Source organism: Ruegeria sp. BG8 (assembly GCF_056538325.1).
In genome coordinates, this window is record NZ_JBQFSZ010000001.1 from 575045 (window position 1) to 601674 (window position 26630).

A 26630-nucleotide genomic window follows, 5' to 3' on the forward strand; every position below is an offset into this window, starting at 1 on the left:
TTGCCCGAGCCGCCGCATTAACTTGAAAATAGGCAAAAGCGGCCTTATATATTGGTCACACAGAGGAGATTATGAATCATGCGTATTGGCCCTGATCCGATCCAGGTTTGACGTCAAAGCCGCTAATCTGGCTTTCAAGTCACCCTCGTCACCGTCCAGGTGCCCGAACATCCGTTCCGGGCGCCTTTTTAGTTTGAGATCCGAGTATTTGCGCTCCATCCGCGAAAGGATGCTTTTTCCGGTGCCTTCGCAGGCGCTGCAGGTATTGTAAAGGCCGCGGATCGTCCCCACTTTTCCGGCAACTGATATCTCAAGGAAGCTCGGTTTGTGCAAACCTTCGATTTGCGTCCGGATTTTTTCAAGACCACCATAGAATTTCACAAACTCTGAGATCAGGTCATCTTCGAGAAAATGCAATTCGCGAATGCCAGACCTGTAAACATCCGTATGGCGTGCGTCCGTGACATGCGGAATATAGCTGTCTTTTTCGAACAGCTTTTCAAACAAGGTCAACGCCGGGGCTGTTTCCAAAAATCGCGTCAAATCGTTAGTATTGAAGTCCACCTCGGCAAAGAGGGCGCGCAACAGGGCATTCCGGTCATCCCGACGCTGTTTGGCTTTAAGCACAACTTCCCAGACCCGAGTGCCCGCCCAAAGCAAAACGGTCACGACCCCTAAACGGGTAATCGTGACCAGATCATTCAAAAAGCCAGCATCTTCCATCTGAAGACAGCCCTACCGCATTAATTGGCCGCTTTTTCCAGCGCCGGGCGGATCGTGCTTTCGATCACGCGCTGGGTAACGGGGCCCGCAAAGCGCAGGATGATCGTCCCTTCCCCGTCAATGACGTAGGTTTCGGGCACGCCATATACACCCCAATCAAGCCCCATGCGGCCCTGTTCATCACGACCAATTCCCGCGTAAGGGTCGCCAAGTTCCGTAAGGAAGGATTCCGCGTTTGCGGGTTGGTCTTTGTAGTTGATGCCATAAACCGGAATGCCCTCATCAGACAGGGCTTGAAGGTTTGGATGCTCGACCCTGCAGGGCGCGCACCAACTGGCCCAATAGTTCACCAGCTTGACCTCGCCATCGCGCAACGTCGCATCGTCGAAATTTGGCTTGCCTTCAAATTCGGTCAGTACGACTGGCGGCGCGGGCTGACCTTCGCGCGCCGAAGGCAACGCATCGGGGTCATCCCGGAACATGCCGATCCCGGCCAAAACGGCGAAGGCGCCAAAGATCAGCGGCGGCGCAATCATCAGGGGCGAGATTTTAGCCATTGCGTGTCATCCGTTCTTCGACCTTTTCCATTTCGCCTCGCACCTTGCGGCCACGAATAACGCTGAAGACGATCAGCGCCACCAAGAGCCCGATCGAAATGACGTAAGACCACAAAACTGTATCAGCATATTTTCCCAGATCAGGCATCATCCGTTTACCCTTTCACGTGCAAGCAGCGCCTTGATACGACGAGCGCGGATCTCGGTCCCAGTGCGGTATAATACTAACGCAATGAACAGCAGAACGAACCCGATGATGCACACCAGCAGCGGATAGAAGAATATGTTGCTGACTTTTTCTTCGGTATCCGTACCGGTAACAGCTGCCGCGCGCATCACCGATGCGCCTTGATGGAGCCCTTGGTTCCAGAAGTTCACCGCATAGCGGCTCAGGATCGCAAAGACCGATCCTACCAAACATAAAACCGAAGTCAGATCAGCAGCCGTGTCCGGATCTTCGATGGCTTCCCACAGGGCCACGTAGCCAAGGTAAAACAGGAACAAGATCAGAAATGACGTCAGGCGCGGATCCCAGGCCCACCATGTACCCCACATCGGCTGGCCCCAAATTGCACCCGTCGCCAGCGCGATCAGCGTCATCACGATACCAATGGGTGCCGCAGCACGAGCAGCCAATGCACTGACATGGTGACGACGCACCAGCCAGACCAGAGAGGTCGCCAGCATCATCAGCCAACAGTTAATCGCCATCAGGGCCGAAGGGACATGCAGGTAGATGATCTTTACGGTCGAACCCTGTTTGTAGTCATCCGGCGTAAAGAAGAACCCCCAAACCAGCCCCACGACAATGCATGCAATGGACGTAATCCAGAAGAACGGCATGACGCGTTCACTGGTCGCAAGGAACTTGCGCGGGTTGGCGTATTCCCAAAGGGCGTTGGCTTTAGCTGCGATAGACATAGGCCTTATCTAGTCCGAGTCGGGCGCGTTCTCAATTGACCTCGGTCAATCTTAGAGAACGTCACCGAAGGTTGATACGCAAAACGGCGGCGCTAGCGAATGGCAACAGCGCGATCGTCGCCGCCGTTATCCCCGCCAGCATCAGCAAAGGGGTCTGTGTTTCCATTCCGGTCGCACCACGGCGCGCGACCTCTGCCCCAAAGATCAGTGTCGGTACGTATAGCGGCAGAACCAGAAGGGACAGCAGTAGGCCTCCTCGTTTCAGGCCCACAGTCAGGGCGGCGCCAAAGGTTCCAATCACGCTCATCGCCGGAGTGCCGATCAACAGCGATATCACCAGCCAGAAAAAACCGGGGACCGGCAGGTTCAGCAGCACGCCAAGGAACGGTGCAGCCAAAACCAATGGCAGCCCCGTCGTAAGCCAGTGCGCAAGCGCCTTGATCGTTACAACGGCTTCCAGCGGCAACGGAGCTGTCGCCAACAGATCAAGCGAGCCGTCCTCCCAATCCAGTGCCAGAAGACGATCAAGCGACAGCAGGCACGCCAGCAGCGCGCCCAACCAAAGCACGCCGGGCGCGATCGTCGACAACAGAGAGGATTGCGGGCCAACCGAGAATGGCACCAGAACAGTAACGATCAGAAAGAACGCCAAACCCAGGCCAAACCCTCCACCTGCGCGGAAGGCCAGTTTGAGATCGCGCAGCAACAAGGCAATCACAGAAAGCCTCCGTCGAAGTCATCAATGGGTTTCGGTTTGGCCTTGTTGGGTCCAACGTCCAGAATCTCTCCGTCCAGTCCCAGATCAATATGCGTGGCGATCAAGGCGGATCCCCCCTGCCCCAGATGCGCGCGCACAGCGTTCGCGAACATTTGCACCGCACTTTTATCCAGTGACACCGTGGGTTCATCCAGCATCCAGATCGGGCGCCCGGTTACAAGCATCCTTGCAAGCCCCAAGCGACGCTTCTGCCCCGCAGACAGATTACCTGCATGACGATCCACCAGATCGTTCAATGCAAAGGCATCAACAGCGGGCTGGATATTATCCGTGCCGAACACCGCCGCCCAAAAGCTGAGGTTTTCAACCACGGTCAAGGTTGGTTTCAGCCCGTCAGAATGTGACGCATAGGCGATTTGATCCTCTGCGCCATCGATCTGCCCCGCGATCGGAGGTTGCAGCCCCGCGAGCGTGCGCAACAGCGTTGTCTTGCCGATACCGTTTGGCCCACGCAGGATCAGGGCACGCCCTGCTTTTAACGTAAAGCTGAGCCCCTCGAGCACAGGAACGCCCCCTCGGGCGATGGCCAGATCGGTTACGGTCAGTGTCATGCAGCCCGCTTAACGGATTGTACGTGCGGGCAAAAGGTCGGAATTGCCGCAGAGGGTTCGAGCCTTGAAGCAAGCCTTTGACATCTGGAAAGGCCATAACAGGCCGAGGCTGCGACCACTACTATGGTGATTTCGCCGATCAACAAACCGGTTTTCAAACAGGGATCAGCGCCAATGCAACGCGTCGCCCCTCGGATAGCAGGACATTGTAGGTCCGGCACGCGGCAGGAGAATTCATGATCTCAACACCAATGCCGGCCTCTTCCAGCGTGGATCGCAACGGGGCAGGAATATGGGTGAGTTCTTTGCCGGTGCCGACGAACAAAACATCAATGTGATCGACAAGGTCCAGTAGTGTGGCGCTGTCTTCATAGCCGCTCCACGAGGTAGTTCCAGTCGGGCCGGTAAGGACGGCACCATCAAATACCTCGCCCCCGATACGAAAGAAGCCAGGGCCGTAACCGTCCACCGGGACAGCGTTGTTATATGTGATCTCATTCAGACGCATGGGTGCGTTTTATCCCCAAAGCGGCAGGCCCGACAAGGCCGCAAGCGCAATCGCCACATAGGCCGCCGCGCGATAAAGTTTTTCGCGATTTGGATCGAACAGCCAACCGCCCAGCAAATTGCCTGCAAGGTTGGGCACTGCCAATAGCAACCCCAAGCCAACTGCGGCCCATGTAACGCGGCTCATGCCGGTAAGGTATCCCAGCAGCAGAAAATCAAAGGCAAAAAGAAACAGCAGAATGGTGGCCCGAATAACCGAAACTGGCAGTGGTCGTGACATATAAAACAGGATGACAGCAGGCCCCGGCAGCCCGGCAACACCGCCCAGAAAACCAGCCGCGAAACCAATGCCGGTAACCATCGCCCGGCCAACATGGCCGTGATACCGAAGCCCAAGGATCAGAATGGCAAGCATGAAGAACGCAAGCAGGCTGACGGCATACCGAAAGACATTCGCGTCAACCATCGTCAGCACCCACAGCCCAATGGGCAGAACAATTGCACAGCCTCCGACCAGTCTTGCCAAGTCTGCTTTGTTTACATCGCGCCATGCACGGCGCAGGTTTGGCAGTGGCCCAAAGATATCCATGATGGTCAGGCCGATCAGCGCGCCAAACGGGCCTAGAAACGGTGTCGCGATAGGAAGGAAAATCAGTGCGGTACCAAAGCCGGAAAAGCCGCGTACGATGCCACCCAGAAAGGCGGCCGAAACAATGATGGCCAGCCCCATAGGGGACTGGCCGAAAATATCAGGCATCGATATTGGCGAACTGGTTGCCCGCCGTGTTCGACGGCTTGGACCAATCGCGTTTGACACCCAGCCACAGCAGGATCGTCGACGCCACGAAGACCGACGAATACGTGCCAACGATCACACCCCAGATCATCGCAAAGACGAAACCACGGATCACATCTCCACCCAGTATATAAAGCGAGATCAGCGCCAGCAGTGTCGTGACCGAGGTCATCACCGTCCGGCTAAGGGTTTCGTTGATCGAGATGTTCAAAACCTCTTTGAGGTCTTTCTTTTTGTATTTCCGTAGGTTCTCTCGCACGCGGTCAAAGACCACCACGGTATCGTTCAACGAATACCCCACAATGGTCAGCAGCGCCGCAATAATAGCGAGGTCGAACCGAATTTGCAGTTCTGAGAAGATACCTATGGTCAGGATAACGTCATGCACCAGCGCGGCCACAGCCCCTAGGGCAAATTGCCATTCAAAGCGCAACCAGATGTACACAAGCACAGCGCCAATTGCCAAAACCACAGCGATTACAGCGGTCTGGATCAACTCACCTGACACTTTGGGGCCAACGGATTCGACTGACACGAACTGAATATCAGGTACTGCGACCTGCAACGCTTCTTCGACTGCGGTGACCGTCGCGGCCGAGACGGACTCGGCATCAGCCTGAGCCTGAATACGGATCATGGCAACGTTTTCGTCTTCGCCGAAGGTTGGATCAAAAATCTCGGTGATGGTCACATCACCCAACTCCAGCGGTGCGATTGCGTCGCGATAGACGCCTACGTCAATCTCTTGCGTGCTTTGGGTTCGAATTGTGGTGCCGCCTCGAAAGTCGATACCAAAGTTCAGCCCTTGCAGCATGAAGGACGTAAAGGCGATCACCATCATCAGGCCCGAAATGCCCAGCCATACTTTCCAGCGGCTGAAAAAATCGAACGAGGTTTCTTGCGGTACGAGTTTCAGTCTCATGTCAAACCTCGATCGTTTTCGGGCGGCGGCGTTCGAACCAGGTCACGATCATCAGACGCGTCACGAAGATCGCGGTGAAGACCGAGGTCAGAATACCCAAGCCAAGAGTGATGGCAAAACCGCGCACCGGGCCACTGCCCATAGCAAACAGGATCGTCGCGGTGATGAACGTGGTCACGTTCGCGTCCAAAATGGCCGACAAAGCTTTTTCATAACCCAATTCGATCGCACGTGCCGGGCCTTTGGCGGACTTCAGTTCTTCGCGAATACGCTCAAAGATCAGCACGTTAGCGTCCACAGCCATACCGACCGTCAAGACGATCCCGGCAATGCCCGGCAATGTCAGCGTCGCGCCAATCAACGAAAGCAGACCAAACAGAAGACCGACGTTCAGGATCAACGCAATGTTGGCAAAGACACCGAAAAGACCATAGCTGAGCCCCATAAAGACCAGCACAGCGACAAAGGCGACAATCGTGGCAACCTTACCTGCGTCGATGCTGTCTTGCCCTAGCTCAGGACCGATTGTGCGTTCTTCAAGGAACTCAAGCCCTGCGGGCAGTGCCCCGGCGCGCAACAGAACAGCCAGATTGGTGCTTTCCTCGACAGTGAAGTTGCCTGTGATGATCCCGGACCCGCCGGGGATATGGCTTTGAATTACAGGTGCAGAAATGACCTCGTCATCCAGAACGATGGCAAAAGGCGCACCAATGTTTTCCAGCGTATAATCACCGAATTTACGCGCACCAGACGTGTTGAACCTGAAGTTGACGGCCGGGCGCCCATTTTGGTCAAAGGCGGGTTGAGCATCGACCAGCTCTTCTCCGGTCACGACGGGCGCTGATTCCAGCGTGTAGAAAACACCGTTCTCGTCGATCGACGGGACAACTTTTTCCCCCACGCCCGCAATAGCATCCGGGTCGGTTCCGCGTCCAACGACCGGGTTAAAGGTAAGCTGCGCCGTTGTTCCGATGATCTCTTTCAATTCACCGGCGCTGCCAATACCCGGCACCTGGATCAGTATGCGATCTGTACCCTGACGTTGGATCGTTGGCTCACGCGTTCCTACTTCGTCAATACGGCGCCTGATGATCTCAAGGGATTGACGTACGGTCCGGTCATCGGATGCAAGCTTTTCAGCCTCAGACAGTTGCACCACGATGGTATCGCCATCCGCGCGCGCTTCGATATCTGTTGCCCCTACTCCGGTCAGTGTTTGAACCTGACGGGCCAGACCGCGCACAACTTCCAGCGCGCGCGACATCCCTTCGGGTTGGCTGATGCGGACACGAATCTCATCGGGGGCCGAGTCCTGACGGCGGATCGTACCCACCGTACCGCGCTCATCCCGCAGGGCATCGCGGATTTCGGGCCACATCGCATCCATACGGGATTCGTAGACATCACCGACCTTGACCTCAGCCAGCAAATGCGCGCCTCCGCGCAGGTCCAGACCCAAGTTTACCAGAGATGACGGCATCCAGTTTGGCCACAAACCGGCCTCTGCCTGCATTTCAGGCGTGTCGATGCCAAGTTCGATTGCAGCTTTCGCGTCATTCGATTGCTCGACCCGCGTATAGAAAGCGTTCGGCAGGGCCATCAGCAGACCGATCACGCAGACCGCCCAGATCAGAACCCGCTTCCAGGTATCAATTTGCAGCATTACCCTGCCTTTTCAAGGGATTGTGGCGCGAAGTTATTTCGCGGGCTCGGTCTTGTTAAGAACCTGCGCAATGGTCGATTTGACCACACGAACCTTGACGTTTTCGGCAAGCTCGACCTCAATCTCATTCTCGCCTTCTTTGACCTTGGACACTTTTCCGATCAAGCCACCCTGGGTGACCACTTGATCGCCCCGGCGCACGGCCTCAACCATGGCCTGATGTTCCTTCATCTTTTTCTGCTGCGGACGGATCAGCAAAAAATACATGATCGCGAAGATCAGGATCAGCGGGAGAAACTGGGCGATTGCGCCACCTTCCATGGGATATTCCTTTTGGTTTGAGGCTGCGGATAGCTCCGCAAATTTTGCGAGAACCTATGCTTAGAACCGCCTGTTTGCAAGGAAAGCCGACACAGGTTTTTTCAACGATTGCCGCGTAATGCAGAAAGATTTGTCCAATCGTTGCAGTAAAGTCCTAGGAACATGCGCTTTGTTGGATATAGTCGGGTCAAAGAGGGCTCAATGACACAGACTTTTCAAAACCTTGGCTCGCTTATCCGTTTTCTGATCGCAGCCCTTTGGCTGGCTCTTTTGGCGGGCCCGGTCATGGCGCAGGAAGCGGAAGCGCCTACCGAAGAAAGCCCCGAGCAATCCGAAACCTTCAAGGCCCCCGTCATTGTCGACGGGGACATGTTGTTTTTCCTTCGCGGGTCCAGCGCGCTGCCAGCGTCTGAGCGGGCGGAGACCGTTCAAAGCAACATCATCGAGGCCGCCGAAGCGTCAGACGACCCGAGCGTCACTGTCACTTATGAAGAAACGGAACTGGGAACGCGCATTCTGGTGGACGGCAACGCTGTTTCTATTGTCACCGAAGCGGATGCCGAACTGGACCAGATGGAGCTGGACGTTCTCAGCTTTTTGCATGGCGAAGCGATCGAAACGGCGATCGTTTCCTACCGCGCGAACAGAACCGATCAGGCCCGGGTGTCAGGCGCAATCGAAGCTCTGGCATGGACGATTGGCTTTGCCTTGTTCATCGTGCTCATATTCTGGCTGCATCGCCGTGTACGCCGAAGAACGCTCCGGTTTGTTCAGCGCTACCTGAAAGACGTAGAAACCGCGACGGCAAAGCATGTTCAAGCCGAAGCCATTGCAGCACTGATCCGCTACGGGTTGAACTTCGTGCTGCTGGTCGTCTTCTTTCTTGGGTTTTATTACTATCTGTCCTTCGTCCTTTTGGCATTCGCCGAGACGCGGTACTTCGCCCAACTGCTGCTAACCTATCTGACCGAACCGGTTCTGCTGATCTTCAAAGGCGTGATCAGCTATTTCCCGAATCTCATCATGCTGGCCCTGATCACGTGGATCACGATGTACGTCATCAAAGGGATGCGCGTCTTTTTTGACGCGGTTGAGGCCGGGACCTTTGAGATGTCGGATTTCGAAAGCCACTGGGTCAACCCCACGTTCAACATAGCCCGCGTCGTGATCATCCTGATCGCGCTTGTATTCGCGGTTCCCTATATTCCGGGTTCGGATTCCGCAGCGTTTCAAGGCCTGACCATTCTGGTCGGCGCAATGCTGTCGCTTGGCGCAAACTCGGTCGTATCCAATATGCTGGCTGGTTTGTTCGTGATCTATCGCCGATCGACCTCTATCGGCGATCGCATACAGATCGGCGACCATATCGGGGACGTTGTTCAGATCAAGCTGATGGAGACGCACCTCAAGTCCATCAAGAACGAGCTGATTTCGATCCCGAACGCCCAGCTTATGAACTCGGACGTGGTGAATTTCTCAAAGAAAACAGATGGTAGCGGGTTGTTGCTACACACGACCGTTGGCATTGGATATGAAGAGCCGCCTGAAAAAGTCGAGGCTATGCTGATTGAGGCCGCACAACGCACCAAAGGGATTAAGGCCAAGCCTGAACCCTTTGTTCTGTGGACCGCTTTGGCCGATTACGCGATCAACTATCAGATCAACGGTTACACCACGCGGGGCAGCATAATTCCGAAAATTCGCTCGGACCTGCATCGCAACATCGTGGCTGTGTTCAATGAGAATAACGTGCAGATCATGACCCCCTCTTACATCGCGGATCCGGCCGAGCCTAAGATCCCAGCCGAGGAATGGGATGGCCATCTGGCGCATGAAACGCACGGGGATGCGGATAAGTCGTAACCGGTGCTACACCCCGCCTTTCAGATGGTGCATAAGCGGTCTCAGTGATTCACGCATTTAAGGATCTGAACCATGCACGACATCCGCGCCATTCGCGAAAACCCTGCCGCCTTCGACGCCGCCCTTGCGCGCCGTGGGGACGCGCCGGTGTCGTCAGACCTGCTGCGGCTGGACGAAAGTCGCCGTGCAAAGATTCTGGCCGCTGAAACCGCGCAAGCCGAACAGAACAAGGCCAGCAAAGAGGTCGGCGCCGCCAAAGGGCGCGGTGATGAGGCCGAGTTCGAGCGCCTTCGCGCATTGGTGGCCGAGAAAAAGGCCGAGATCGCGCAAATGCAGACTGAGGCCAAGGATCTGGACGCGCTGCTTGCGGATCAACTGATCCGCATTGCAAACCTGCCCGCAGACGATGTGCCCGAAGGCGCAGATGAAAACGACAATGTCGAGGTCAACCGCTGGGGCACCCCGCGCGAGCTGGACTTTGAACCGAAAGAGCATTTTGAAATCCAAGCTGTTCAGGATGGCATGGACTTCGAAACAGCAGCCAAACTCTCTGGCTCGCGCTTTGTGCTGCTGTCCGGCGGCGTTGCGCGCATCCACCGCGCGCTGGCGCAGTTCATGCTGGACACGCATATCAACGAAAACGGACTGACCGAGGTGAATGGCCCGGTTCTGGTTCTGTCCGAGATGATGCAGGGTACCGGTCAGTTGCCGAAGTTCGGCGAGGACAGCTATCAGACCCGAGAAGGCTGGTGGCTGATCCCGACCTCCGAGGTTTCGCTGACCAATATCGCCAATGACACGCTGATCGAGGAAAGTTACCTGCCGCGCCGCTACACCGCGCATTCGCTGTGTTTCCGGTCCGAGGCTGGCAGCGCTGGCAAAGACACGCGCGGCATGTTGCGGCAGCACCAGTTTGAGAAGGTCGAGATGGTCTCGGTCACGCATCCTGACAACTCGGACAACGAGCAGAAACGCATGCTGCGCTGCGCCGAGGGTATTCTGGAAAAGCTGGGTATCCCCTATCGCACAGTAATCCTGTGCACGGGCGATATGGGCTTTGGCGCGCGCCGCACGTTCGACATCGAAGCGTGGTTGCCCGGCCAAAACACCTACCGCGAGATCAGCTCTGTCTCGACCTGTGGTGACTTTCAGGCCCGACGTATGAACGCACGGTTCCGGCCCGAAGGTGGCGGCAAACCAGAATATGTCCACACGCTGAACGGGTCGGGATTGGCGGTCGGCCGCTGCCTGATCGCAGTATTAGAGAACGGCCAGAACGCTGATGGCACCGTTACTTTGCCCGAGGTACTCAGCCCCTATCTGGGTGGCAAACTGACCCTGCAGTTAGATGGGACACTGGCATAGAAAAGCCGGCTCGCAGATCGCGACACCGGCTTAACGGAAACGGAAAGCGAGGAAGGTTTACTTCTTCGCTTTTTTCTTGTCTTTCTTTTTGTCTTTGGACTTGTCGCTTTTCTTCGCGTCTTTTTTCTTTTTGTCTTTGGACTTGTCGTCCTTTTTGGATTTCTTGTCTTTCTTGGCCTTGGCTTTCACCTTGTCCTTGGCTTTGGAAAAGACGGCCTCCATCTCGGCCCGTTTCTCAGCTGCTTTTTCCGCCTTAGCCTTGGTCTTGGCTTTCTTTTTGGCTTTTGCCTCGGCAGCTTCTGCTGCGGCCTTTTCCTCGGCCGCCTTTCGAGCCGCTTCCTGCGCGCGCTTTTCGGCAGCGGCGCTTGCAACGGTTTTCCGCGCGGCAGGTTTACGGGCAGGCGCTTTGCGAGCGGTGGGTTTGGCCGCCGTCGGTTTAGCTGTGGTTTTGGATGCGATGGCTTCTTTGGCCGCCGCAATCAACAAAGGCGCACGTGCAGCACCGATGCGTGGGACCTTAACCAGATCAGCTGGGGCTGCCTTGGCGACGGCTTCGGCAGTCTTAAAGCCGTTTGCCGCAAGCGCTTGGCCCAATGCCTCTCCCACGCCTTTTACATCGGTTACTGCGGTCATTCTCATTCCTTTCGTTATCTCTGTGCCAATACGTATATACACAAGATATACGTTACTGCAAGTCAGGGAAGCTGTTGTACCTCAGCTGCTATGTGCAAGGTCACCAGAATGCCCTTCTTTGGGAAATGGCACCAGCCGCTTTGTATCTTCGTCCCAAAGCTTGAGGTTCAGCGCCGCGATGGCCTCAGGAAACTTGATGCGTCTGGGTGTGAACTCTGGTGGCAGGTTATAGTGGCATGCACGCAATCGATAAGACGGGATGCGTGCGTTGAAATGATGGATATCGTGCAAGGTAATGCAGGCGACGGCGTTGTCGAACCACCAGCCAAAATCCAGCGCCGAAGACCCCTGTAAAGCTGCTATCTTGGGATCCAGATCCGGGCGTCGATCCCAATAGGTGTCTTCAAAATTGTGCTGAAGGTATACGAGGAAAACGCCCAGCATCCCCCCGACAAACGAAAACACCAGCCACACCAAAACGCCAGTTGTGCCCGCGATCAGGTAGAGCAGCCCCAGGAACACGACAATCGACAGGTTGTGCAGCAACACACCCGCGACACCAAAACGAACGGTGTTTTTCGGCCAGCGATACCGGATGAAGTATGTGAAAAGCGCTCCGATCGGGACAAGCACGAACGGATTCCGGTACAGGCGATAGAACAATCGGGTCTTCCAATCCGCCTCTTTCCATTCGCGCAGGGTCATCGTGTGAATCTCACCGGTTTCGCGATGCTCGAGATTGCCAATGCCAGAGTGGTGCAGGTTGTGGTTCTGTTTCATGACCTCGAATGGCGCAAACGTGAACGGAGACAACCCATGGCCGGCCCATTCGTTTTGCTGACGGGTCTCAAACAGCGAATGGTGGCCGCAGTCATGTTGCAGCACATAAAGTCGAACGGCCGAAAACGCGAAGACGATTCCGGCTGGAATCATGATGTACCAGTGATTCACGAAGGCAATCGCCAGCGTCAGCGATGCGAAATACACCGCAAAGGTTCCAAAATAGCTCAGCGCGGCAAGCCTATTGTCCTGTACCGCATATTGTCGCGTGTATTCCCTCAGATCCATCAAGTCCGCTCCCCGCGATGGTCCTGTTAATTTATGATTCAAAACTAGGTGCGGAAAATCCGCATACAAGCGCTGTGCAACAAAACAAATGCACACACTGGAATGCTAACGCTCAGAAAGGGGGCTGTCACGCCCCCCGGTCGAAAATGCTGAAAATTGGCGCAGTTACGCGCGACCCTTGAGATGCTTGGCAAGCGCGCCTGCGTTTTTCTTGCGCCTTCCCTTGTAGGGGTTCTTGTCGCCCTGCCCCCGTAGGGTGAGGCGAATGGGCGTACCTGGCATATCAAAGTCTTCGCGCAGACCATTGACCAGATAACGCGTGTAGCTTTCCGGCATCTTGTCGGGATGGGAACACATCACAACAAAGCCAGGCGGGCGGGTTTTGGCCTGCGTCATATAGCGCAGCTTGATCCGGCGGCCCTGCGGCGCTGGCGGCGGGTGCTGTTCCAGCATCGCGGTCAACCAACGGTTCAGTGCCGCCGTCGGCACGCGACGATTCCAGACATCATGGGCACGCAGGATCGCGGCGCGCAGACGTTCCAGCCCGCGCCCGGTTTTCGCCGATACCGTGATCAGCGGTGCACCGCGCAGTTGCGGCAACAGGCGCTCGAAGGATTCTTTCAGATCGCGCAGCTTTTCCTGCTTGTCTTCTTCGATGTCCCACTTGTTCACCGCAACGACCACGGCGCGGCCTTCGCGCTCGGCCAAGTCTGCGATCCTTAGGTCTTGTTGCTCAAACGGGATAGCGGCATCCAGCAAAACAACGACAACCTCGGCGAATTTTACTGCGCGCAACCCGTCCGAGACCGACAGCTTTTCGAGCTTTTCCTGAACCTTGGCTTTCTTTCGCATCCCCGCGGTGTCAAAAATCCGCATTGGGGTGCTTTCACCATCCGGATCGGCCCAATCGATACGCAAGCTGATCGCGTCGCGGGTGATCCCGGCCTCGGGCCCGGTCAACAGACGATCCTCACCAATGATCTTGTTGATCAATGTAGATTTGCCAGCGTTCGGTCGGCCCACAACTGCAACCTGCAAAGGCTTGGCAGCGGTGATCAAAGGCGTTTCGCCCTCACCATCTTCATCGAGTTCAATATCGGTTTCGGGCGCGTCTTCCTGCGCCTTTTCGGCGGCAGCGTCGGCCAGCGGCATGAGGTGAGTGTAAAGGTCCGTCATCCCTTCGCCATGTTCACCCGACAGACGAACGGGCTCACCCAGACCCAGGTTATAGGCCTCAAGCACGCCTGCGTCCGCCGCTGATCCTTCAGCCTTGTTGGCGGCCAGAATGACGTGTTTTGACCGCTTGCGCAGAATTTCCGCGAACATCTCATCCGTGGGGGTCAAGCCGACCCGCGCGTCGATCATGAACAGGCAGACATCCGCCATGTCCACCGCGCGTTCGGTCAGGCGACGCATCCGGCCTTGCAGGCTGTCATCGGTGGCGTCTTCCAAACCTGCGGTGTCGATCACGGTAAAACGCAAATCGCCGAGACGTCCCTCACCTTCGCGCAGGTCACGCGTCACGCCGGGCTGGTCGTCGACCAAAGCCAGACGTTTGCCCACAAGGCGATTGAACAGGGTGGATTTGCCCACGTTTGGGCGCCCCACGATAGCGAGGGTCAGCGACATGATACTCAACTTTCAAGACTCAGACGCGCCCTTTAGCGCATCTTGTGGTCAACGGAAAGCGTGTAGATCACCTTTGGTCGAGACGACGTACAGTGTCTGGCCCGCAACCACGGGCGATGTGGTCGCCCCGCCCGGCACTTCGACCTGATTGACCAAGGTGCCATCGACCGGATTGAAGAAACGCAAAAAACCATCGTTTGATGCCAGCACAATTCGGCCACCGGCCAAGATCGGACCGTAATGTGCCACGATCGGTCCGCGTCGGTTCGGCCTGTCCTTAATAAAACCGGGCAAATCCTGCGCCCAGATTACAGAGCCATCCGAAGCATCCAAACGCACAAGCTGGCTGCGATCACTGATCTGGAACAGGCTGCCACCCGCCGGCCAAACCGTATCGACCGCACCTTCGTCAGCAGTCCATTGCCGCTCGCCCGAACTGCTGTCAAACGCCACGGTCCGACCTGAGTGGTTACCGATATAAATCGTGTCGCCAACAACCATCGGGCCACCCGTCACGTCCACAATCTGCGCTGCAGCACGACCCCGGCGCCCTCCGGCGACAGAGGCGTTCCAACGACGAATGCCGCCCTGACGGAAGGTTGCGGCCACGTCGCCCGAACCAAAGGCGAACACCGAGAATTCAGATGCGATAACTGGCGCCGGCGCGCCAAGGACGTTGCCAACACTGGGTGTGCCCTGAATTTGCCAGGCGATCCGACCATCCGTGATATCAACGGCCCAGCCGGTTTCATCCCCAGCGACCAGATATAATAGGCCACCATTGACCAAAGGCGCACCGCTGCCCGTCGCATTCAGACGCTTTTGCCAGCGAATGGTTCCGGTTTTCCCTTCAAGCGCTGTCAGGCGACCAAAGCCGGATGAGACATAGAGAACGCCGTTGGAATACGCCATTCCACCGCCTGTCGCATCCGACTCACTATCGGTTGCTGGGATCAGGTCCACGCTCCAAACCCGTTGGCCTTGCAGCGAAGTCGCGGACACAGTTGCAGCGGAGTCCAAAGTGTAGATCAAGCCATCAGCGACGACAGGCTCTGCGGTGATCCTTTGCTTGCGCGAATCCCCCTGCCCGATCGAGGCTGACCAAACCCTTTGCGGTGCCGACCGCAATTGGGCATGAGTCGTTCGGAACGCCTGGGTCCCCGGGCTTTGCGGCCAGCTGGAGTTTGCCGTTTGCGCAGGCAGGCTTATAGGCTTGGATCCGCTTCTTTCGACAGTTTCAGTGTCCGTGGCTGGGCGGATGTCTTCGCGCGCACCGGGCAAGATGACTTCGGGCTCTTCACACGCAGCAAGAAGGGTCAGCGACGCTGCTGCAATCGACAACCCAACGCGGGAAAATAGACTTGTTACCATGATGATCCGAACTCGCCTGTCATAACTGGTTTTGCCGCGCTTTAGCCCTGACGGGCCACCAAAGGCTCGGGCTGGCCGCCAAGGGCAACAATCAATTGGGTCGCGCGCTGCTGCAAGTCTACCCCGATCTCGGCATCCTGGCGCAGGGCCTGCAATCGTTCGATTGCGGCATCCGCGTTACCTTCGGCAACGTCGATCAGCGCCAGTTGTTCTTCGGCCAGCAGACGCAACGGCGCACCCGGTGCTGCCAAAGCTTCGAATTGTTGGCGGCGGTCTGCCGCTGGCAGTGTTTCGCTTTGCAAAAGCAGCGCCTTGAACGTTGCAATGGCGCGGTAGATTTCAGGAAGTTCACCCTGCACCGCAATAGCATTTAAGCTATCAACAGCCGCTTGTTCAGACCCCGCCTCTATCTGCGATGCCGACAACAACATATTCAGAACGGCATCCCCGCCGGGCGAGCCTGCTTCAACGCTTCCCAGACCCGCAGCACGCTGGGCCGAGTCATTCTGCGCCAGCGACGCCAGAATCGCATCGCCAAGCTGCTCGGCCTGAGAGGTTGTGCGTGCCTTGCGAATTTCATTAAACGCAGCACCGCCGACGATCAGAACCACCAGCAAAACACCGATCCAACCCCACCTGCGCAGCAACAGATAAAGGCGATCTCGGCGCACCTCTTCGGTCACCTCATCAATAAAACTGTCGACGTCGCTCATCCCTGCCCTCCGGGCTGTGAAAGTGGTGTATGGCGCAATGTCATACCCCGGCGTCTTTGCCAAGCCAAGGGTCCGATTTCGCACATTTTCACCGGGTCCTGTCTGGGTTGCGCAAAAAAGTGAACCAAACTATTCAGTTTAGCGTAGAAAAAGTACATAATCGAACCCACATTACCGCGTGTGCGCCGAAGAAATCTTGGCGAAGAATTCTGGGAGAGTCTCTGTATGCGTTTGATTTCAATGATAAACGCTCTTCTCGTTACGATCGCCCTTTTCTTGGTGGTTTTCGAGCGGGACACCCTGTTCGCCATAGCCGGACGCGCAGAAGCAGACGGAAACGCGGCATCCACAGCCGAAACTGACGGCACGACCGCTGCGGAACAGACTGCCGTAGGGGTTGTGGCAATCCGTTCTGTCGCACGCGAAATCGACAGTGCTGTATTGCTGCGCGGTCAGACAAAAGCCAATCGTCAGGTTGAAGTTTTGGCTGAGACGACTTCGACCGTCATATCTGACCCCAAGCGAAAAGGCACCTTCGTAGAAGCCGGAGATGTGTTGTGCGAACTGGACCCCGGAACACGCCCGGCCAGTCTTGCCGAAGCAATGGCAGGCAAGCTGGAAGCCGAAAGCCGCATCCCCGAAGCCGAGGCACGTTTGGAAGAAGCGCATGCACTGGTGGCCGAAGCGGAAATCAATCTGACAGCGGCTCAGCGTTTGTCGGAGACCGGTTTTGGCTCGGAAACCCGCAGGATCTCAAGCCAAGCTGCGATGCGAACCGCAGAGGCTGGTGTGAAGACCGCCGAAGCCGGGTTGGAAGCAACGCGCGCCGGAATCGAAGCCGCCGTTGCCGAAGTCGAAGCTGCACGTAAAGAGATCGACCGCCAGACAATAGAGGCACCGTTCAAAGGATTGCTTGAAAGCGACACGGCAGAGCTAGGTAGCTTGATGCTGCCGGGATCATTGTGTGCCACCGTCATTCAATTGGACCCGATCAAACTGGTGGGATTTGTTCCCGAAACCGAAGTGAACCGCGTCACTGTCGGCTCAGAAGCCACCGCGAAATTGGTGACAGGTTTGCAGGTCGCCGGTCGCGTGACGTTCCTAAGCCGATCCGCCGATGAAACCACCCGCACCTTCGAGGTTGAAATTACGGTTCCCAACCCTGAACTGGCGATCCGGGACGGGCAAACCGCCGACATTCGAATTGCAGCCGAAGGGGCCAAGGCACATTTGCTGCCTCAGTCCGCTCTGACTTTGAATAACGAAGGTCAGGTCGGCGTGCGCACTGTGGGTCAAGACAACGTGGTGGACTTCAGGGCAATTCAACTTCTGCGGGACACGCCCGAAGGTGTTTGGGTTGGTGGGCTGCCGGAAACAACCGACATAATCGTTGTCGGGCATGAATTCGTAACAAGCGGTGTCACTGTAGCGCCGACTTATAGGGAAACCACCGAATGACCGGAATCGTCAGTTGGGCCGCAGGCCGGGCCCGAATGGTTCTGGCCTTTATCGCGATTTCGCTGATCGTTGGCGGCTTTGCCTATGTCAGCCTGCCCAAAGAGGGCGAGCCAGATATTGAAATCCCGGCGTTGTTTGTCTCGGTCCAGTTCCCCGGTATTTCGGCCGAAGACGCGGAAAACCTGCTGGTAAAACCGATGGAGACCGAGCTGGCCGATTTGGACGGCCTCAAGGAAATGACATCAACGGCAGCCGAAAGTTATGCCGGTGTCGCGCTCGAGTTTGACTTTGGCTGGGACAAGACCGCGATCATGGCCGACGTCCGAGACGCCATGAACAGCGCCCAGGCCGAGTTTCCCGAAGGCGCCGAACAATACTCGCTGACCGAGATCAATTTTTCCGAGTTCCCAATTGTCATCGTCAACTTGACCGGAGCTGTGCCGGAAAGGACGATGGCACGTGTTGCCAAAGACTTGCAGGACAATCTGGAAGCGATGGATTCCGTCCTGGAGGCTGGCGTCGCCGGGAACCGCGATGAACTGCTTGAGGTGATTATCGACCCGCTGCGGCTTGAGGCATACAACGTCACAGCCGCCGAGTTGATCAATGTGGTCCAGAACAACAACCAGCTGATTGCTGCCGGTGAGGTTGAGACCGCGCAAGGTACGTTCTCGGTCAAGATCCCATCTTCGTTCAAAACCGCGCAGGATGTGTACGCCCTGCCCATCAAGGTAAATGGCGACCGCGTGGTAACTTTGGGTGAGTTGGCCCAGATCAACTACACGTTTGAGGATCGGATAGGCACAGCCCGCTTCAACAGCGAGTCGACGGTCGCCTTGCAGGTCGTCAAACGCAAGGGTTTCAACCTGATCGACACGGTTCAGGACGTGAAAAAGACCATTGAGGCGGCACAGGTCAAATGGCCCCCTCAGATGCAGGCCACGATCGAGCTTGGCACATCGAACGACCAAAGCCGTATCGTCGGCTCGATGGTCAGCCAGTTGGAAGGATCGGTGCTGACCGCAATCGCACTGGTGATGATCGTTGTCCTAGCCTCGCTGGGAACGCGCGCCGCGCTGCTGGTCGGGTTCGCAATCCCGACGTCGTTCCTGCTGTGCTTTGCCTTCCTTGCTGTGATGGGCGTCAGCATATCGAACATCGTCATGTTCGGTTTGATCCTGGCGGTCGGGATGTTGGTCGACGGGGCCATTGTCGTTGTTGAATACGCCGACAAGCGCATCAAAGAAGGTGTGGGGCCCATGCACGCCTATGTCGAAGCGGCCCAGCGCATGTTCTGGCCCATCGTGTCGTCAACCGCCACGACACTCTGCGCTTTCCTGCCCATGTTGTTCTGGCCCGGCGTACCGGGTGAGTTCATGGGTATGCTGCCGGTCACCTTGATCTTTGTTCTTTCGGCGTCGCTGATCGTTGCGCTGATTTACCTGCCGGTTATGGGCGGTGTTTCAGGCCGCCTCAGCCGCGTGTTTGACCGTATTTCGGATTGGTTGCGGGCGCGCACCTCGTGGTGGGCGCGCGTGGCCATGGTTCCACCTGCATTGTACATGATTTTCCTGGGTGCAATGCAGTTGCTGAACCCCACATACTTGCTGCCGCTTGGGCCGACCGGCGGGCTTATCTTCGGTTCGGTATTGTTTCTGCTGGGTGCGTTTGCAGGCTCTGTCACGCTGAGCGCCGCAAGGATTGAACGCGCGCCAGAGGAACATGTGCACACAGCGCGCGAACACACACCCTTTGGCCGCGCCATCCGGTTCCTTGTCGGAAACCCGATCATGCCGGTGGTCTCGATTCTGACCGTGGCTTTGGCCGTCGTCGCGGTGGTGTTTACCTTTATGAGCAACAATCGCGGTGTCGAGTTCTTTGTTGAAAGTGAACCCGAACAGGCGACGGCCTATGTTCGCGCCCGCGGCAACATTTCCCTGACAGAAAAGGACGAAATGGTCCTTGCTGCCGAGAAGATCATTGGTGCGCACCCAGCCGTGATCAACGTATTCTCGTTCGCAGGTGAAGGTGGTCTGAACCAGAATAACGGCGGTGCGCAAGAGCCCGCGGATACGATCGGCCAGGTGCAATTCGAAATCATTCCGTGGGAAGACAGACCAAACGTGTCCGATCCCATATTCGGTGGGTTGCTGGATCGACATACGGTGGCGCCGGAGTTCGACGGCGATTTTGTGTTGGACCAGCTGAACGCCGAACTTGCGCAGATACCCGGTGTCATTGTCGAGATCCTGCCTTTGGAACAGGGCCCCGCCTCTGCCAAACCGGTGCACCTGCGCCTGAAGGGCGACAACCGCGAAGAGCTGACGGCGGCGACGTTGGCTGCACGCGCCGTGTTTGATGAAACGCCGGGGCTGATCAAGATCGAAGACACGCTGCCCCTTCCGGGCATCGACTGGCAAATTGACGTGGACGTCGCCAAAGCTGGCCGGTTCGGCGCGGATGTGGCCACTGTCGGCGCTATGGTTCAGTTGGTAACGCGCGGCTTGCTGTTGGGCGAAATGCGTCCCGACACAACCGATGAAGAGATTGAAATCCGCGTACGCCTGCCCGATGAAGATCGCGTCCTGTCTACCTTGGATACGCTGAAAGTGCGCACGACGGACGGGCTGGTCCCGTTGTCCAACTTTGTGACCCGCCAACCGGTCGCAAAGCTGGCCGAGATCAACCGGGTGGATCAAGAGCGTTACTTTGACGTTAAGGCTGATGTTGAACCCGGCCTCATCAGCGTTATGGGTACCCAGTCGGACTCCACCGGCGCGCCCAATGAAAATCAGCCATTGGCAGTCGTTCGCGAAATCACGGCTGACGTCCCTTCTGGCTTACCGACTATCGAGCGTGATGATGGAACGCTTTATGAGGTTGTAAGCCTTACTGGTGCTCAGGGCATTGAGGAATTGCGCTCCAATACCTCAGCCGGTGAAGTCAGTTTTGTCCCCATCAACCCGAATGAGAGGATTGCGGCCCTGACCCAATGGCTGGATACCAGCCCCTTCGGTAACTCAATCACTTGGGAATGGACGGGTGATCAGGAAGATCAAGCCGAATCCGGTGCTTTCCTTCTGAAGGCCTTCGCCGGAGCGTTGGGCTTGATGTTCGTGATCCTGCTGGCGCAGTTCAACTCGTTCTACAACTCGATCCTTGTTCTACTGGCAGTCGTTCTGTCCACCACCGGCGTTCTGATCGGAATGCTGGTTATGCAGCAACCGTTTTCGATCATCATGACCGGAACAGGGATCGTGGCTTTGGCCGGGATCGTGGTGAACAACAACATTGTTCTGATCGACACCTATCAGGAATACAGCCAGTATATGCCCCGGATCGAGGCGATCATCCGCACGGCCGAGGCGCGCATTCGCCCCGTTCTGTTAACCACCTTGACCACGATGGCAGGTCTGACACCGATGATGTTCGGCCTGTCGTTGGACTTTATCAACGGCGGCTATTCCATCGACAGCCCAACGGCGCTGTGGTGGAAACAGCTGGCGACCGCCGTGGTGTTCGGCCTTGGGGTTGCGACAGTGCTGACGCTCATCGTAACACCGTCGTTCCTTGCGCTGCGTGTCTGGGTAACCACTTACGCCATTTGGCTGGGTAAGTTGCTGGCCCGTGCGACCGCAGGTGAGTACAGTCGGGTGGCGCTGGATATGGAGATCGGCAAAGCCGCCAGACAAGTTCAGGCAAACGAAGTTCTGTGGGGCGATCTTTCGGATCCTAGTGAAAAACCGGACCGAGACCCGGGGCATCCACCAACATCCCCGTTGAAAGCAGCTGAATAGAAAAACGGCGGGCCTTTCAGCCCGCCGTTTTTTCTGAACCGGTTAGGTATACCCGAACTATTGCGATATTCGCGTCCAGGTCTGGTGACCGCAAACCACATGCTCGCACCCTCGGATGGTCAGAGAATCTCCGGTCAGTGTCAGTTGCGGAACGACATCAACGTTCACAAGCGGTATCCAAATGTCGCCACCACCGTATTTTCCATTCCCTTCACTAGCCACGTCCCAGAACAGCTTTTTGCCGATATTTGGCGTCTGAACTTCTTTCCCGGTGGAATCATAAGCCGACAATATCTGGCCGCAGAACTTGTCGCCGCAAGCCGTGACCTTGATGTGAGAGATGAGGTTCTTGCGATCCGGCTCTGTCTTCCAGACACCCACGATGGGATCGCTGGCAGCCATGGTCATGCTTGCCCAACACCCTGCCAACGATACCAATGCTGCACCAACGAATGATCTCATGACAATTCCTCCGATAAACAACGCGGAGTGTACCACAAAACCCAAACGCGATCAGGCGGCCTGAGCGTCAGATTGCTGACGGTTCCACAGCTGCGCATAACGTCCCTCATGCTGCAACAACTCATCATGCGTGCCCTGTTCGATGATCTCTCCACGCTCAAGCACCACAATGCGATCCGCCTCGGCAATCGTGCTCAGACGGTGGGCGATGGTCAGTACAGTCCGGCCTTTACCGGCCTGCGCCAAGGCGTCCTTGATGTCTTGCTCGGTATCTGTGTCCAAGGCCGATGTCGCCTCATCCAGCAAAAGGATTGGCGGGTTTTTCAGCAGCGTGCGTGCGATCCCCACCCTTTGCTTCTCACCGCCGGACAGTTTCAGCCCCCGCTCACCCACTTTGGTGTCATACCCTTCGGGCAAGGTGACGATAAAATCGTGAATCTGCGCGGCTTTGGCTGCTGCCTCTACATCATCCTGCGTTGCCCCGTCCCGACCATAGGCGATGTTGTAACGGATCGTGTCGTTGAACAGCACAGTGTCTTGCGGAACAACTCCGATCGCGGCGTGGAGGCTGGTCTGCGTCACGTCCCGCACGTCCTGACCGTCAATCTTAAGGGCACCGCCAGTGACGTCATAGAACCGAAACAGCAACCGACCGATTGTCGACTTGCCTGATCCAGTCGCGCCGACGATCGCAACTGTCTGACCGGCCGGGATCGTCAGCGAAACACCCTTTAGGATTTCCCGATCGGCGTCATAGCCAAAGTGGACATCCTGCAATGTCACCTCGCCACCTGTCACCGACAAATCTGGGGCGTCCGGCTTGTCCGTTACTTCGGCGGGTTGTTCCAGCAGATCAAACATCTGTCCCATATCGACCAGCGCCTGGCGAATTTCTCGGTAAACCGTTCCCAAAAAGTTCAGCGGCACTGTGATCTGGATCATGTAGGCGTTGACCATGACGAAATCACCAACAGTCAACGCGCCGTTCTGAACGCCGACGGCCGCCAGAACCATCACGCCAATCAGTCCGCACGTGATCAGGAAAGACTGCCCAAAGTTCAGGAACGCCAAGGAATACGCCGTCTTGAGCGCAGCCCCTGCGTAGGCCTTCATAGACACATCATACCGTTCAGCTTCGCGCTGTTCTGCGTTGAAATATTTGACAGTTTCAAAGTTCAGTAGGCTGTCTATAGCGCGCTGATTGGCCTCGGTATCCTGATCATTCATCTCGCGACGCAGCTTCACCCGCCACTCGGTCACCGCGAAGGTGAACCAGATGTAAAACCCAATCGTGACGGCTACGACGACCAGATACCATACATCGAACAGCCACATCAGGATGATGGCGACCAGCAGCAGTTCAAGGATCAGCGGGCCGATCGAAAACAGCAGGAATCGCAACAGGAACTCGACGCCTTTAACGCCTCGTTCGATGATGCGGCTCAGGCCGCCTGTGCGGCGCGTTACGTGATAGCGCATAGACAGTTGGTGTATATGCTGAAACGTCTCAAGCGCCAACGCACGCAGGGCACGCTGTCCAACCGGCGCAAAAGCGGCATCCCGTAACTGCTGGAAGCCGACGTTCATCATTCGGGCGACACCATAAGCCACCGTTAACCCGACAGCACCCAAGGCCAACGGCGGAACGCCCTCACCCGCCAAGCTATCCACGGCACCCTTGTAAAGGATAGGAGTACTAACGGCGATCAGCTTGGCCAGAACAAGCATGCTCATCGCCAAAATCACGCGCCGTTTCACCCACGGCTCATCTTCGGGCCAGAGATACGGCGCGACTTTCCGCACCGTCCTCCAGCCAGAGCGGCGCTCGTCAGTGTCAGGCATATCTTCGGATTGCATCGGGGCTGCTCGTCTCATCACGTACCAGTACTGCGGTCAGAGATAGACCTCGGGCCCGGATGGGCCAGAGGTGTCGAATTACTCTGGGATCGTAAACACTTGCCCCGGATAGATAAGATCCGGATCGCGGATAGAGTCCCGATTGGCCTCAAACAGCCTTACGAACAAAACGCCGTCGCCATACCGCTCACGCGAAATCGCCCACAACGTGTCGCCCTCTTGCACCGTCACGGAACGGATTGCTGCAACGTCGCTTTGGTCTGGCGCACCGTTATCTCCGTTGGCGGCTTGTAGAACTTCAAGTGGTTCGCGCTTGAACGGCGTTTCCAGACGGCTAACGACAGTTCCGTCAGTTCCAACTTCGTCCACACGCAGCGTGTAGACGCCCGGATCAACGTCCTCAAGCTCGCTCCGCCATTTGCCGTCATCGGTTGGCGGCAAATCCGCGACCAGTTGATTATTCAGATAGAGCCGCACAACAGAGCCATCCGGCACGCGTCCGGTCAGCTCAACCTCACCCTCATCAGAATACCCGATCGTATCGAGCGCAACTTGATCAGGATCGGTGTCCTGAGGTGTCGCGGGTTGAACAAGCTCCACTCCATCTTCACCTGAACGCAAGATTGCAACTTGCTGGTTTTGATCACTTTCCGGCGCAGTGTCTGCTTGATCTTCGGCTGTTTCACTGGCGGCATCAGCATCCGTTTCAAGGGTGGCAACATCTGTATCCGCCCCTGTATCGGTTACTTCAGATTCCGCGACCTCTTCTTCCGGTATCGCCGACGTTTCCGCCTGCGCGTCAGTGTCGTCGGCAACCTCGGCTTCGGCGACCGCGATCTCGGGTTCAGGCAAAGCTGCGATCAGATAGTCATCCGAACGCACGGGCTGATCCTCACCGTCGGTTTCAAGCGCAAGGCCACGGGCGGTATTCGCAAACGGGATCGAAACGAACTCGGCAAACTGGCCGCTATCGTCAACGGTAAAGCTGTGCAGTGTTTCGCCATCCAGCAAAACACGTACGACCGCGCCCGGATCTGCACTGCCCGAAAGAACGGCGTTCCCATCCGGTTCGACGAAAATCTGATCCAGCGAAGGCGGCGTGGTCGCGGCAACATCCTCAGCGGGTTGTTCATCCTGTGCAGTGTCCACCTGATCTTCGGCTACGTCCTCGCTGGCAGGCGGAACGGCCTCGGGCTCATCGACCTGAGCCTCGTCAACAGGCGCTTCTTCAGCACCTTCAGATTGCTGAGGCGTGCTACTCTCAGACTGTTGAACGGCGACGTCGGTTTGGGACACGGCATCCTCCGGAGCGTCGTCGAACACGCCGGACATGTAGGCCCCACCGGCCCCGACCAAAGCCAGTATCCCGATAATCACCCCCCAGGTGACTGCACCGGAACTTTCGCTTTCCGATTTGGCGTCCATTCTTTTCCTTTCACTCCGCAGTGCAAACGCTTTGACTTTAACGTATTCTGCCTGACGGTTGAGCCAATCTATCAATCTCGCTATCAGGGGTCAAAACCCCAGTTACAACCCCGGAGAACCCCCTTTATGTCTCAGAAATCCGTCTGTGTGTATTGCGGGTCACGAAATGGTGTTGATTCTGCCTATTCCGACGCCGCGCGCCTATTCGGTCAGCTGCTGGCACAAGAAGGGTGGCGATTGGTCTATGGCGCCGGCGATGTCGGTCTGATGGGAGAGGTAGCCCGAGCCGCACAATCAGCCGGAGGCGATACATTCGGTGTCATCCCTGTTCACCTGCTGCAGCGCGAGGTGGGGAAAACCGATCTAACCCATTTCGTGATCACCGAGACGATGCACGAGCGTAAAAAGGTCATGATTATGAATGCCGACGCCGTCGTTGTCTTACCCGGAGGGCCAGGGTCGCTGGACGAATTGTTCGAGGCACTCACATGGCGGCAATTGGGTTTGCACGACAAACCCATTCTTGTGATGAATGTCGGTGGGTACTGGGACGCCTTGCGCGACCTCGTTCAACAAGTGATCAACCAGGGATTCGCTGACGCATCCCTGGCCGACTTCATAACTTGGGTTGATGACGCAGACACCGCTATGTCTGCATTGAGGCGTTTGTTGAAGACCGCTTCATAAGCGGGCGGCCTTGCGCCCGCTTGTAAATCTTAGGTCAAACGGCAGGCTTCAGCCGACTGGTGAGGACCTGTTCAACCTTGTGTAGCGGGTGATTGGTCAGGGTCTTGTCAACTTCGGCAACCACTTTGCCCAAGACCTCGCTGTGCAACCTGCGACGCAAAAGGCCCAAAACATGGGGACTGGCCACCAGCACCAGGCGTTTATACGCCCCTTTCAGACCCTTGCGGTTCAACAGGTTGGCAACATCCTGCACGAACAGGGATTTGGCATGGCTTTTCCACTTGGGTTCGGCAACGGCTGATTTCTGATTGGGCCCTGTGTCTGGACGGCGTCCTGCCCGATCCGAAGGTTTCCCGTTTGGTACGTCGCTTTCCTCAACCGATACCACCACAAAATTGGGATCCTCGGCATCCGTGATATTCTCCATTACCAACGCTTTTTCACCGTCGGCGATGACAATCCATGTTCCCTGTGCAAGTGCGACCATTGTGATCTCCTGTTATGGTTTGTGCGACCGTCCCCATTTCTTCGGACATAGTTAGACTGTTGCGCGCCAAACATTT

General features: G+C 56.6%; 25 protein-coding genes. 5 read left to right on the forward strand and 20 right to left on the reverse strand.

The window, feature by feature from the left end:
- Window positions 1–69: 69 nt before the first annotated feature.
- The 11 genes from ACR0DG_RS02910 to yajC all read right to left on the reverse strand — a co-directional run bounded on the left by ACR0DG_RS02910 (window position 70) and on the right by yajC (window position 7739).
- Entirely contained in the window at window positions 70–723 is a 654-nt protein-coding gene (locus ACR0DG_RS02910) for a hypothetical protein (protein WP_480694132.1), read from the reverse strand.
- A gap of 20 nt (window positions 724–743) precedes the next feature.
- Window positions 744–1280 carry a DsbE family thiol:disulfide interchange protein gene (locus ACR0DG_RS02915; RefSeq protein WP_480694134.1) on the reverse strand — a complete coding sequence of 179 codons (537 nt, stop codon included), beginning with the start codon at window positions 1278–1280 and terminating at the stop codon, window positions 744–746.
- Complete coding sequence (ccmD, locus tag ACR0DG_RS02920) at window positions 1273–1431, reverse strand: heme exporter protein CcmD (RefSeq protein WP_480694136.1); 159 nt, start codon at window positions 1429–1431, stop codon at window positions 1273–1275. Before ccmD ends, ACR0DG_RS02915 begins: the two co-directional genes overlap by 8 nt.
- Complete coding sequence (locus tag ACR0DG_RS02925; protein ID WP_480694138.1) at window positions 1428–2201, reverse strand: heme ABC transporter permease; 774 nt, start codon at window positions 2199–2201, stop codon at window positions 1428–1430. The genes ccmD and ACR0DG_RS02925 overlap by 4 nt, the downstream gene beginning before the upstream one ends.
- A 61-nt stretch (window positions 2202–2262) precedes the next feature.
- Window positions 2263–2919 (reverse strand): heme exporter protein CcmB, encoded by a 657-nt coding sequence (gene ccmB, locus ACR0DG_RS02930; RefSeq protein ID WP_480694140.1) that lies wholly within the window; start codon window positions 2917–2919, stop codon window positions 2263–2265.
- Window positions 2916–3530, reverse strand: coding sequence for a heme ABC exporter ATP-binding protein CcmA (gene ccmA, locus ACR0DG_RS02935; protein WP_480694142.1), 615 nt, complete (start codon window positions 3528–3530; stop codon window positions 2916–2918). Before ccmA ends, ccmB begins: the two co-directional genes overlap by 4 nt.
- 154 nt (window positions 3531–3684) lie before the next feature.
- On the reverse strand, window positions 3685–4038 hold the full coding sequence (locus tag ACR0DG_RS02940; RefSeq protein ID WP_480694144.1) for an Mth938-like domain-containing protein: 354 nt from the start codon (window positions 4036–4038) through the stop codon (window positions 3685–3687).
- Between the two features lie 9 nt (window positions 4039–4047).
- Window positions 4048–4794: a TSUP family transporter gene (locus ACR0DG_RS02945; RefSeq protein ID WP_480694146.1), complete on the reverse strand. Its 747-nt coding sequence runs from the start codon at window positions 4792–4794 to the stop codon at window positions 4048–4050.
- Window positions 4787–5755 (reverse strand): protein translocase subunit SecF, encoded by a 969-nt coding sequence (secF, locus tag ACR0DG_RS02950; RefSeq protein WP_480694148.1) that lies wholly within the window; start codon window positions 5753–5755, stop codon window positions 4787–4789. The genes ACR0DG_RS02945 and secF overlap by 8 nt, the downstream gene beginning before the upstream one ends.
- A 1-nt stretch (window position 5756) precedes the next feature.
- On the reverse strand, window positions 5757–7418 hold the full coding sequence (secD, locus tag ACR0DG_RS02955; protein WP_480694150.1) for a protein translocase subunit SecD: 1662 nt from the start codon (window positions 7416–7418) through the stop codon (window positions 5757–5759).
- Between the two features lie 33 nt (window positions 7419–7451).
- Window positions 7452–7739: a preprotein translocase subunit YajC gene (gene yajC, locus ACR0DG_RS02960; RefSeq protein ID WP_170325331.1), complete on the reverse strand. Its 288-nt coding sequence runs from the start codon at window positions 7737–7739 to the stop codon at window positions 7452–7454.
- Window positions 7740–7940: 201 nt separating this feature from the next.
- On the opposite strand from yajC, the gene ACR0DG_RS02965 reads away from it, so the two are divergent.
- Together ACR0DG_RS02965 and serS are read left to right on the forward strand one after the other, a co-directional pair.
- Window positions 7941–9602: a mechanosensitive ion channel family protein gene (locus ACR0DG_RS02965; protein WP_480694152.1), complete on the forward strand. Its 1662-nt coding sequence runs from the start codon at window positions 7941–7943 to the stop codon at window positions 9600–9602.
- Window positions 9603–9674: 72 nt separating this feature from the next.
- Entirely contained in the window at window positions 9675–10967 is a 1293-nt protein-coding gene (serS, locus tag ACR0DG_RS02970; protein WP_480694154.1) for a serine--tRNA ligase, read from the forward strand.
- A 57-nt stretch (window positions 10968–11024) separates the two neighbouring features.
- Here serS and ACR0DG_RS02975 read toward each other — a convergent pair whose 3' ends face one another.
- The 5 genes from ACR0DG_RS02975 to ACR0DG_RS02995 form a co-directional block, all read right to left on the reverse strand.
- Window positions 11025–11600, reverse strand: coding sequence for a helix-hairpin-helix domain-containing protein (locus ACR0DG_RS02975; protein WP_480694156.1), 576 nt, complete (start codon window positions 11598–11600; stop codon window positions 11025–11027).
- Between the two features lie 81 nt (window positions 11601–11681).
- Complete coding sequence (locus ACR0DG_RS02980) at window positions 11682–12668, reverse strand: fatty acid desaturase (RefSeq protein ID WP_480694157.1); 987 nt, start codon at window positions 12666–12668, stop codon at window positions 11682–11684.
- 165 nt (window positions 12669–12833) lie between these two features.
- A complete protein-coding gene (gene der / locus ACR0DG_RS02985; protein WP_480694159.1) occupies window positions 12834–14297 on the reverse strand; it encodes a ribosome biogenesis GTPase Der in 1464 nt (487 codons plus the stop codon).
- A 48-nt stretch (window positions 14298–14345) separates the two neighbouring features.
- The gene (locus tag ACR0DG_RS02990) at window positions 14346–15668 is read right to left on the reverse strand and encodes a PQQ-like beta-propeller repeat protein (protein ID WP_480694161.1); all 1323 of its coding nucleotides are present in this window, start codon (window positions 15666–15668) and stop codon (window positions 14346–14348) included.
- 41 nt (window positions 15669–15709) lie between these two features.
- On the reverse strand, window positions 15710–16381 hold the full coding sequence (locus ACR0DG_RS02995) for a hypothetical protein (RefSeq protein WP_480694163.1): 672 nt from the start codon (window positions 16379–16381) through the stop codon (window positions 15710–15712).
- Between the two features lie 225 nt (window positions 16382–16606).
- On the opposite strand from ACR0DG_RS02995, the gene ACR0DG_RS03000 reads away from it, so the two are divergent.
- Complete coding sequence (locus ACR0DG_RS03000; protein ID WP_480694165.1) at window positions 16607–17839, forward strand: efflux RND transporter periplasmic adaptor subunit; 1233 nt, start codon at window positions 16607–16609, stop codon at window positions 17837–17839.
- Entirely contained in the window at window positions 17836–21636 is a 3801-nt protein-coding gene (locus ACR0DG_RS03005) for an efflux RND transporter permease subunit (protein ID WP_480694167.1), read from the forward strand. Before ACR0DG_RS03000 ends, ACR0DG_RS03005 begins: the two co-directional genes overlap by 4 nt.
- A 57-nt stretch (window positions 21637–21693) precedes the next feature.
- Here ACR0DG_RS03005 and ACR0DG_RS03010 read toward each other — a convergent pair whose 3' ends face one another.
- From ACR0DG_RS03010 to ACR0DG_RS03020, 3 genes are all read right to left on the reverse strand, one after another.
- Window positions 21694–22098: a DUF2147 domain-containing protein gene (locus tag ACR0DG_RS03010; RefSeq protein ID WP_480694169.1), complete on the reverse strand. Its 405-nt coding sequence runs from the start codon at window positions 22096–22098 to the stop codon at window positions 21694–21696.
- Window positions 22099–22149: 51 nt separating this feature from the next.
- Window positions 22150–23955, reverse strand: coding sequence for an ABCB family ABC transporter ATP-binding protein/permease (locus tag ACR0DG_RS03015; protein WP_480694170.1), 1806 nt, complete (start codon window positions 23953–23955; stop codon window positions 22150–22152).
- A gap of 78 nt (window positions 23956–24033) precedes the next feature.
- Window positions 24034–25380 carry a LysM peptidoglycan-binding domain-containing protein gene (locus tag ACR0DG_RS03020; protein WP_480694172.1) on the reverse strand — a complete coding sequence of 449 codons (1347 nt, stop codon included), beginning with the start codon at window positions 25378–25380 and terminating at the stop codon, window positions 24034–24036.
- A 126-nt stretch (window positions 25381–25506) separates the two neighbouring features.
- Between ACR0DG_RS03020 and ACR0DG_RS03025 the strand changes: the two genes are divergently transcribed.
- Window positions 25507–26067: an LOG family protein gene (locus ACR0DG_RS03025; RefSeq protein WP_480694174.1), complete on the forward strand. Its 561-nt coding sequence runs from the start codon at window positions 25507–25509 to the stop codon at window positions 26065–26067.
- Window positions 26068–26101: 34 nt separating this feature from the next.
- Here ACR0DG_RS03025 and ACR0DG_RS03030 read toward each other — a convergent pair whose 3' ends face one another.
- Entirely contained in the window at window positions 26102–26554 is a 453-nt protein-coding gene (locus ACR0DG_RS03030) for a host attachment family protein (RefSeq protein ID WP_480694176.1), read from the reverse strand.
- Window positions 26555–26630: the final 76 nt, after the last annotated feature.

What these genes read in the sequence shown, in the direction of transcription:
- ACR0DG_RS03020 (WP_480694172.1), bottom strand. Translation starts at nt 25,380, where the DNA reads ATGGACGCCAAATCGGAAAGCGAAAGTTCCGGTGCAGTCACCTGGGGG.
- ccmD (WP_480694136.1), bottom strand. Translation starts at nt 1,431, where the DNA reads ATGATGCCTGATCTGGGAAAATATGCTGATACAGTTTTGTGGTCTTAC.
- ACR0DG_RS03005 (WP_480694167.1), top strand. Translation starts at nt 17,836, where the DNA reads ATGACCGGAATCGTCAGTTGGGCCGCAGGCCGGGCCCGAATGGTTCTG.
- secF (WP_480694148.1), bottom strand. Translation starts at nt 5,755, where the DNA reads ATGAGACTGAAACTCGTACCGCAAGAAACCTCGTTCGATTTTTTCAGC.
- ACR0DG_RS02965 (WP_480694152.1), top strand. Translation starts at nt 7,941, where the DNA reads ATGACACAGACTTTTCAAAACCTTGGCTCGCTTATCCGTTTTCTGATC.
- ACR0DG_RS03030 (WP_480694176.1), bottom strand. Translation starts at nt 26,554, where the DNA reads ATGGTCGCACTTGCACAGGGAACATGGATTGTCATCGCCGACGGTGAA.
- ACR0DG_RS02975 (WP_480694156.1), bottom strand. Translation starts at nt 11,600, where the DNA reads ATGACCGCAGTAACCGATGTAAAAGGCGTGGGAGAGGCATTGGGCCAA.
- ccmA (WP_480694142.1), bottom strand. Translation starts at nt 3,530, where the DNA reads ATGACACTGACCGTAACCGATCTGGCCATCGCCCGAGGGGGCGTTCCT.
- ACR0DG_RS03000 (WP_480694165.1), top strand. Translation starts at nt 16,607, where the DNA reads ATGCGTTTGATTTCAATGATAAACGCTCTTCTCGTTACGATCGCCCTT.
- secD (WP_480694150.1), bottom strand. Translation starts at nt 7,418, where the DNA reads ATGCTGCAAATTGATACCTGGAAGCGGGTTCTGATCTGGGCGGTCTGC.
- ACR0DG_RS03015 (WP_480694170.1), bottom strand. Translation starts at nt 23,955, where the DNA reads ATGCAATCCGAAGATATGCCTGACACTGACGAGCGCCGCTCTGGCTGG.
- serS (WP_480694154.1), top strand. Translation starts at nt 9,675, where the DNA reads ATGCACGACATCCGCGCCATTCGCGAAAACCCTGCCGCCTTCGACGCC.
- ACR0DG_RS02910 (WP_480694132.1), bottom strand. Translation starts at nt 723, where the DNA reads ATGGAAGATGCTGGCTTTTTGAATGATCTGGTCACGATTACCCGTTTA.
- der (WP_480694159.1), bottom strand. Translation starts at nt 14,297, where the DNA reads ATGTCGCTGACCCTCGCTATCGTGGGGCGCCCAAACGTGGGCAAATCC.
- ACR0DG_RS02940 (WP_480694144.1), bottom strand. Translation starts at nt 4,038, where the DNA reads ATGCGTCTGAATGAGATCACATATAACAACGCTGTCCCGGTGGACGGT.
- ACR0DG_RS02925 (WP_480694138.1), bottom strand. Translation starts at nt 2,201, where the DNA reads ATGTCTATCGCAGCTAAAGCCAACGCCCTTTGGGAATACGCCAACCCG.
- ACR0DG_RS02995 (WP_480694163.1), bottom strand. Translation starts at nt 16,381, where the DNA reads ATGAGCGACGTCGACAGTTTTATTGATGAGGTGACCGAAGAGGTGCGC.
- ACR0DG_RS02990 (WP_480694161.1), bottom strand. Translation starts at nt 15,668, where the DNA reads ATGGTAACAAGTCTATTTTCCCGCGTTGGGTTGTCGATTGCAGCAGCG.
- ACR0DG_RS02945 (WP_480694146.1), bottom strand. Translation starts at nt 4,794, where the DNA reads ATGCCTGATATTTTCGGCCAGTCCCCTATGGGGCTGGCCATCATTGTT.
- ACR0DG_RS02915 (WP_480694134.1), bottom strand. Translation starts at nt 1,280, where the DNA reads ATGGCTAAAATCTCGCCCCTGATGATTGCGCCGCCGCTGATCTTTGGC.
- ACR0DG_RS03025 (WP_480694174.1), top strand. Translation starts at nt 25,507, where the DNA reads ATGTCTCAGAAATCCGTCTGTGTGTATTGCGGGTCACGAAATGGTGTT.
- ACR0DG_RS02980 (WP_480694157.1), bottom strand. Translation starts at nt 12,668, where the DNA reads ATGGATCTGAGGGAATACACGCGACAATATGCGGTACAGGACAATAGG.
- yajC (WP_170325331.1), bottom strand. Translation starts at nt 7,739, where the DNA reads ATGGAAGGTGGCGCAATCGCCCAGTTTCTCCCGCTGATCCTGATCTTC.
- ACR0DG_RS03010 (WP_480694169.1), bottom strand. Translation starts at nt 22,098, where the DNA reads ATGAGATCATTCGTTGGTGCAGCATTGGTATCGTTGGCAGGGTGTTGG.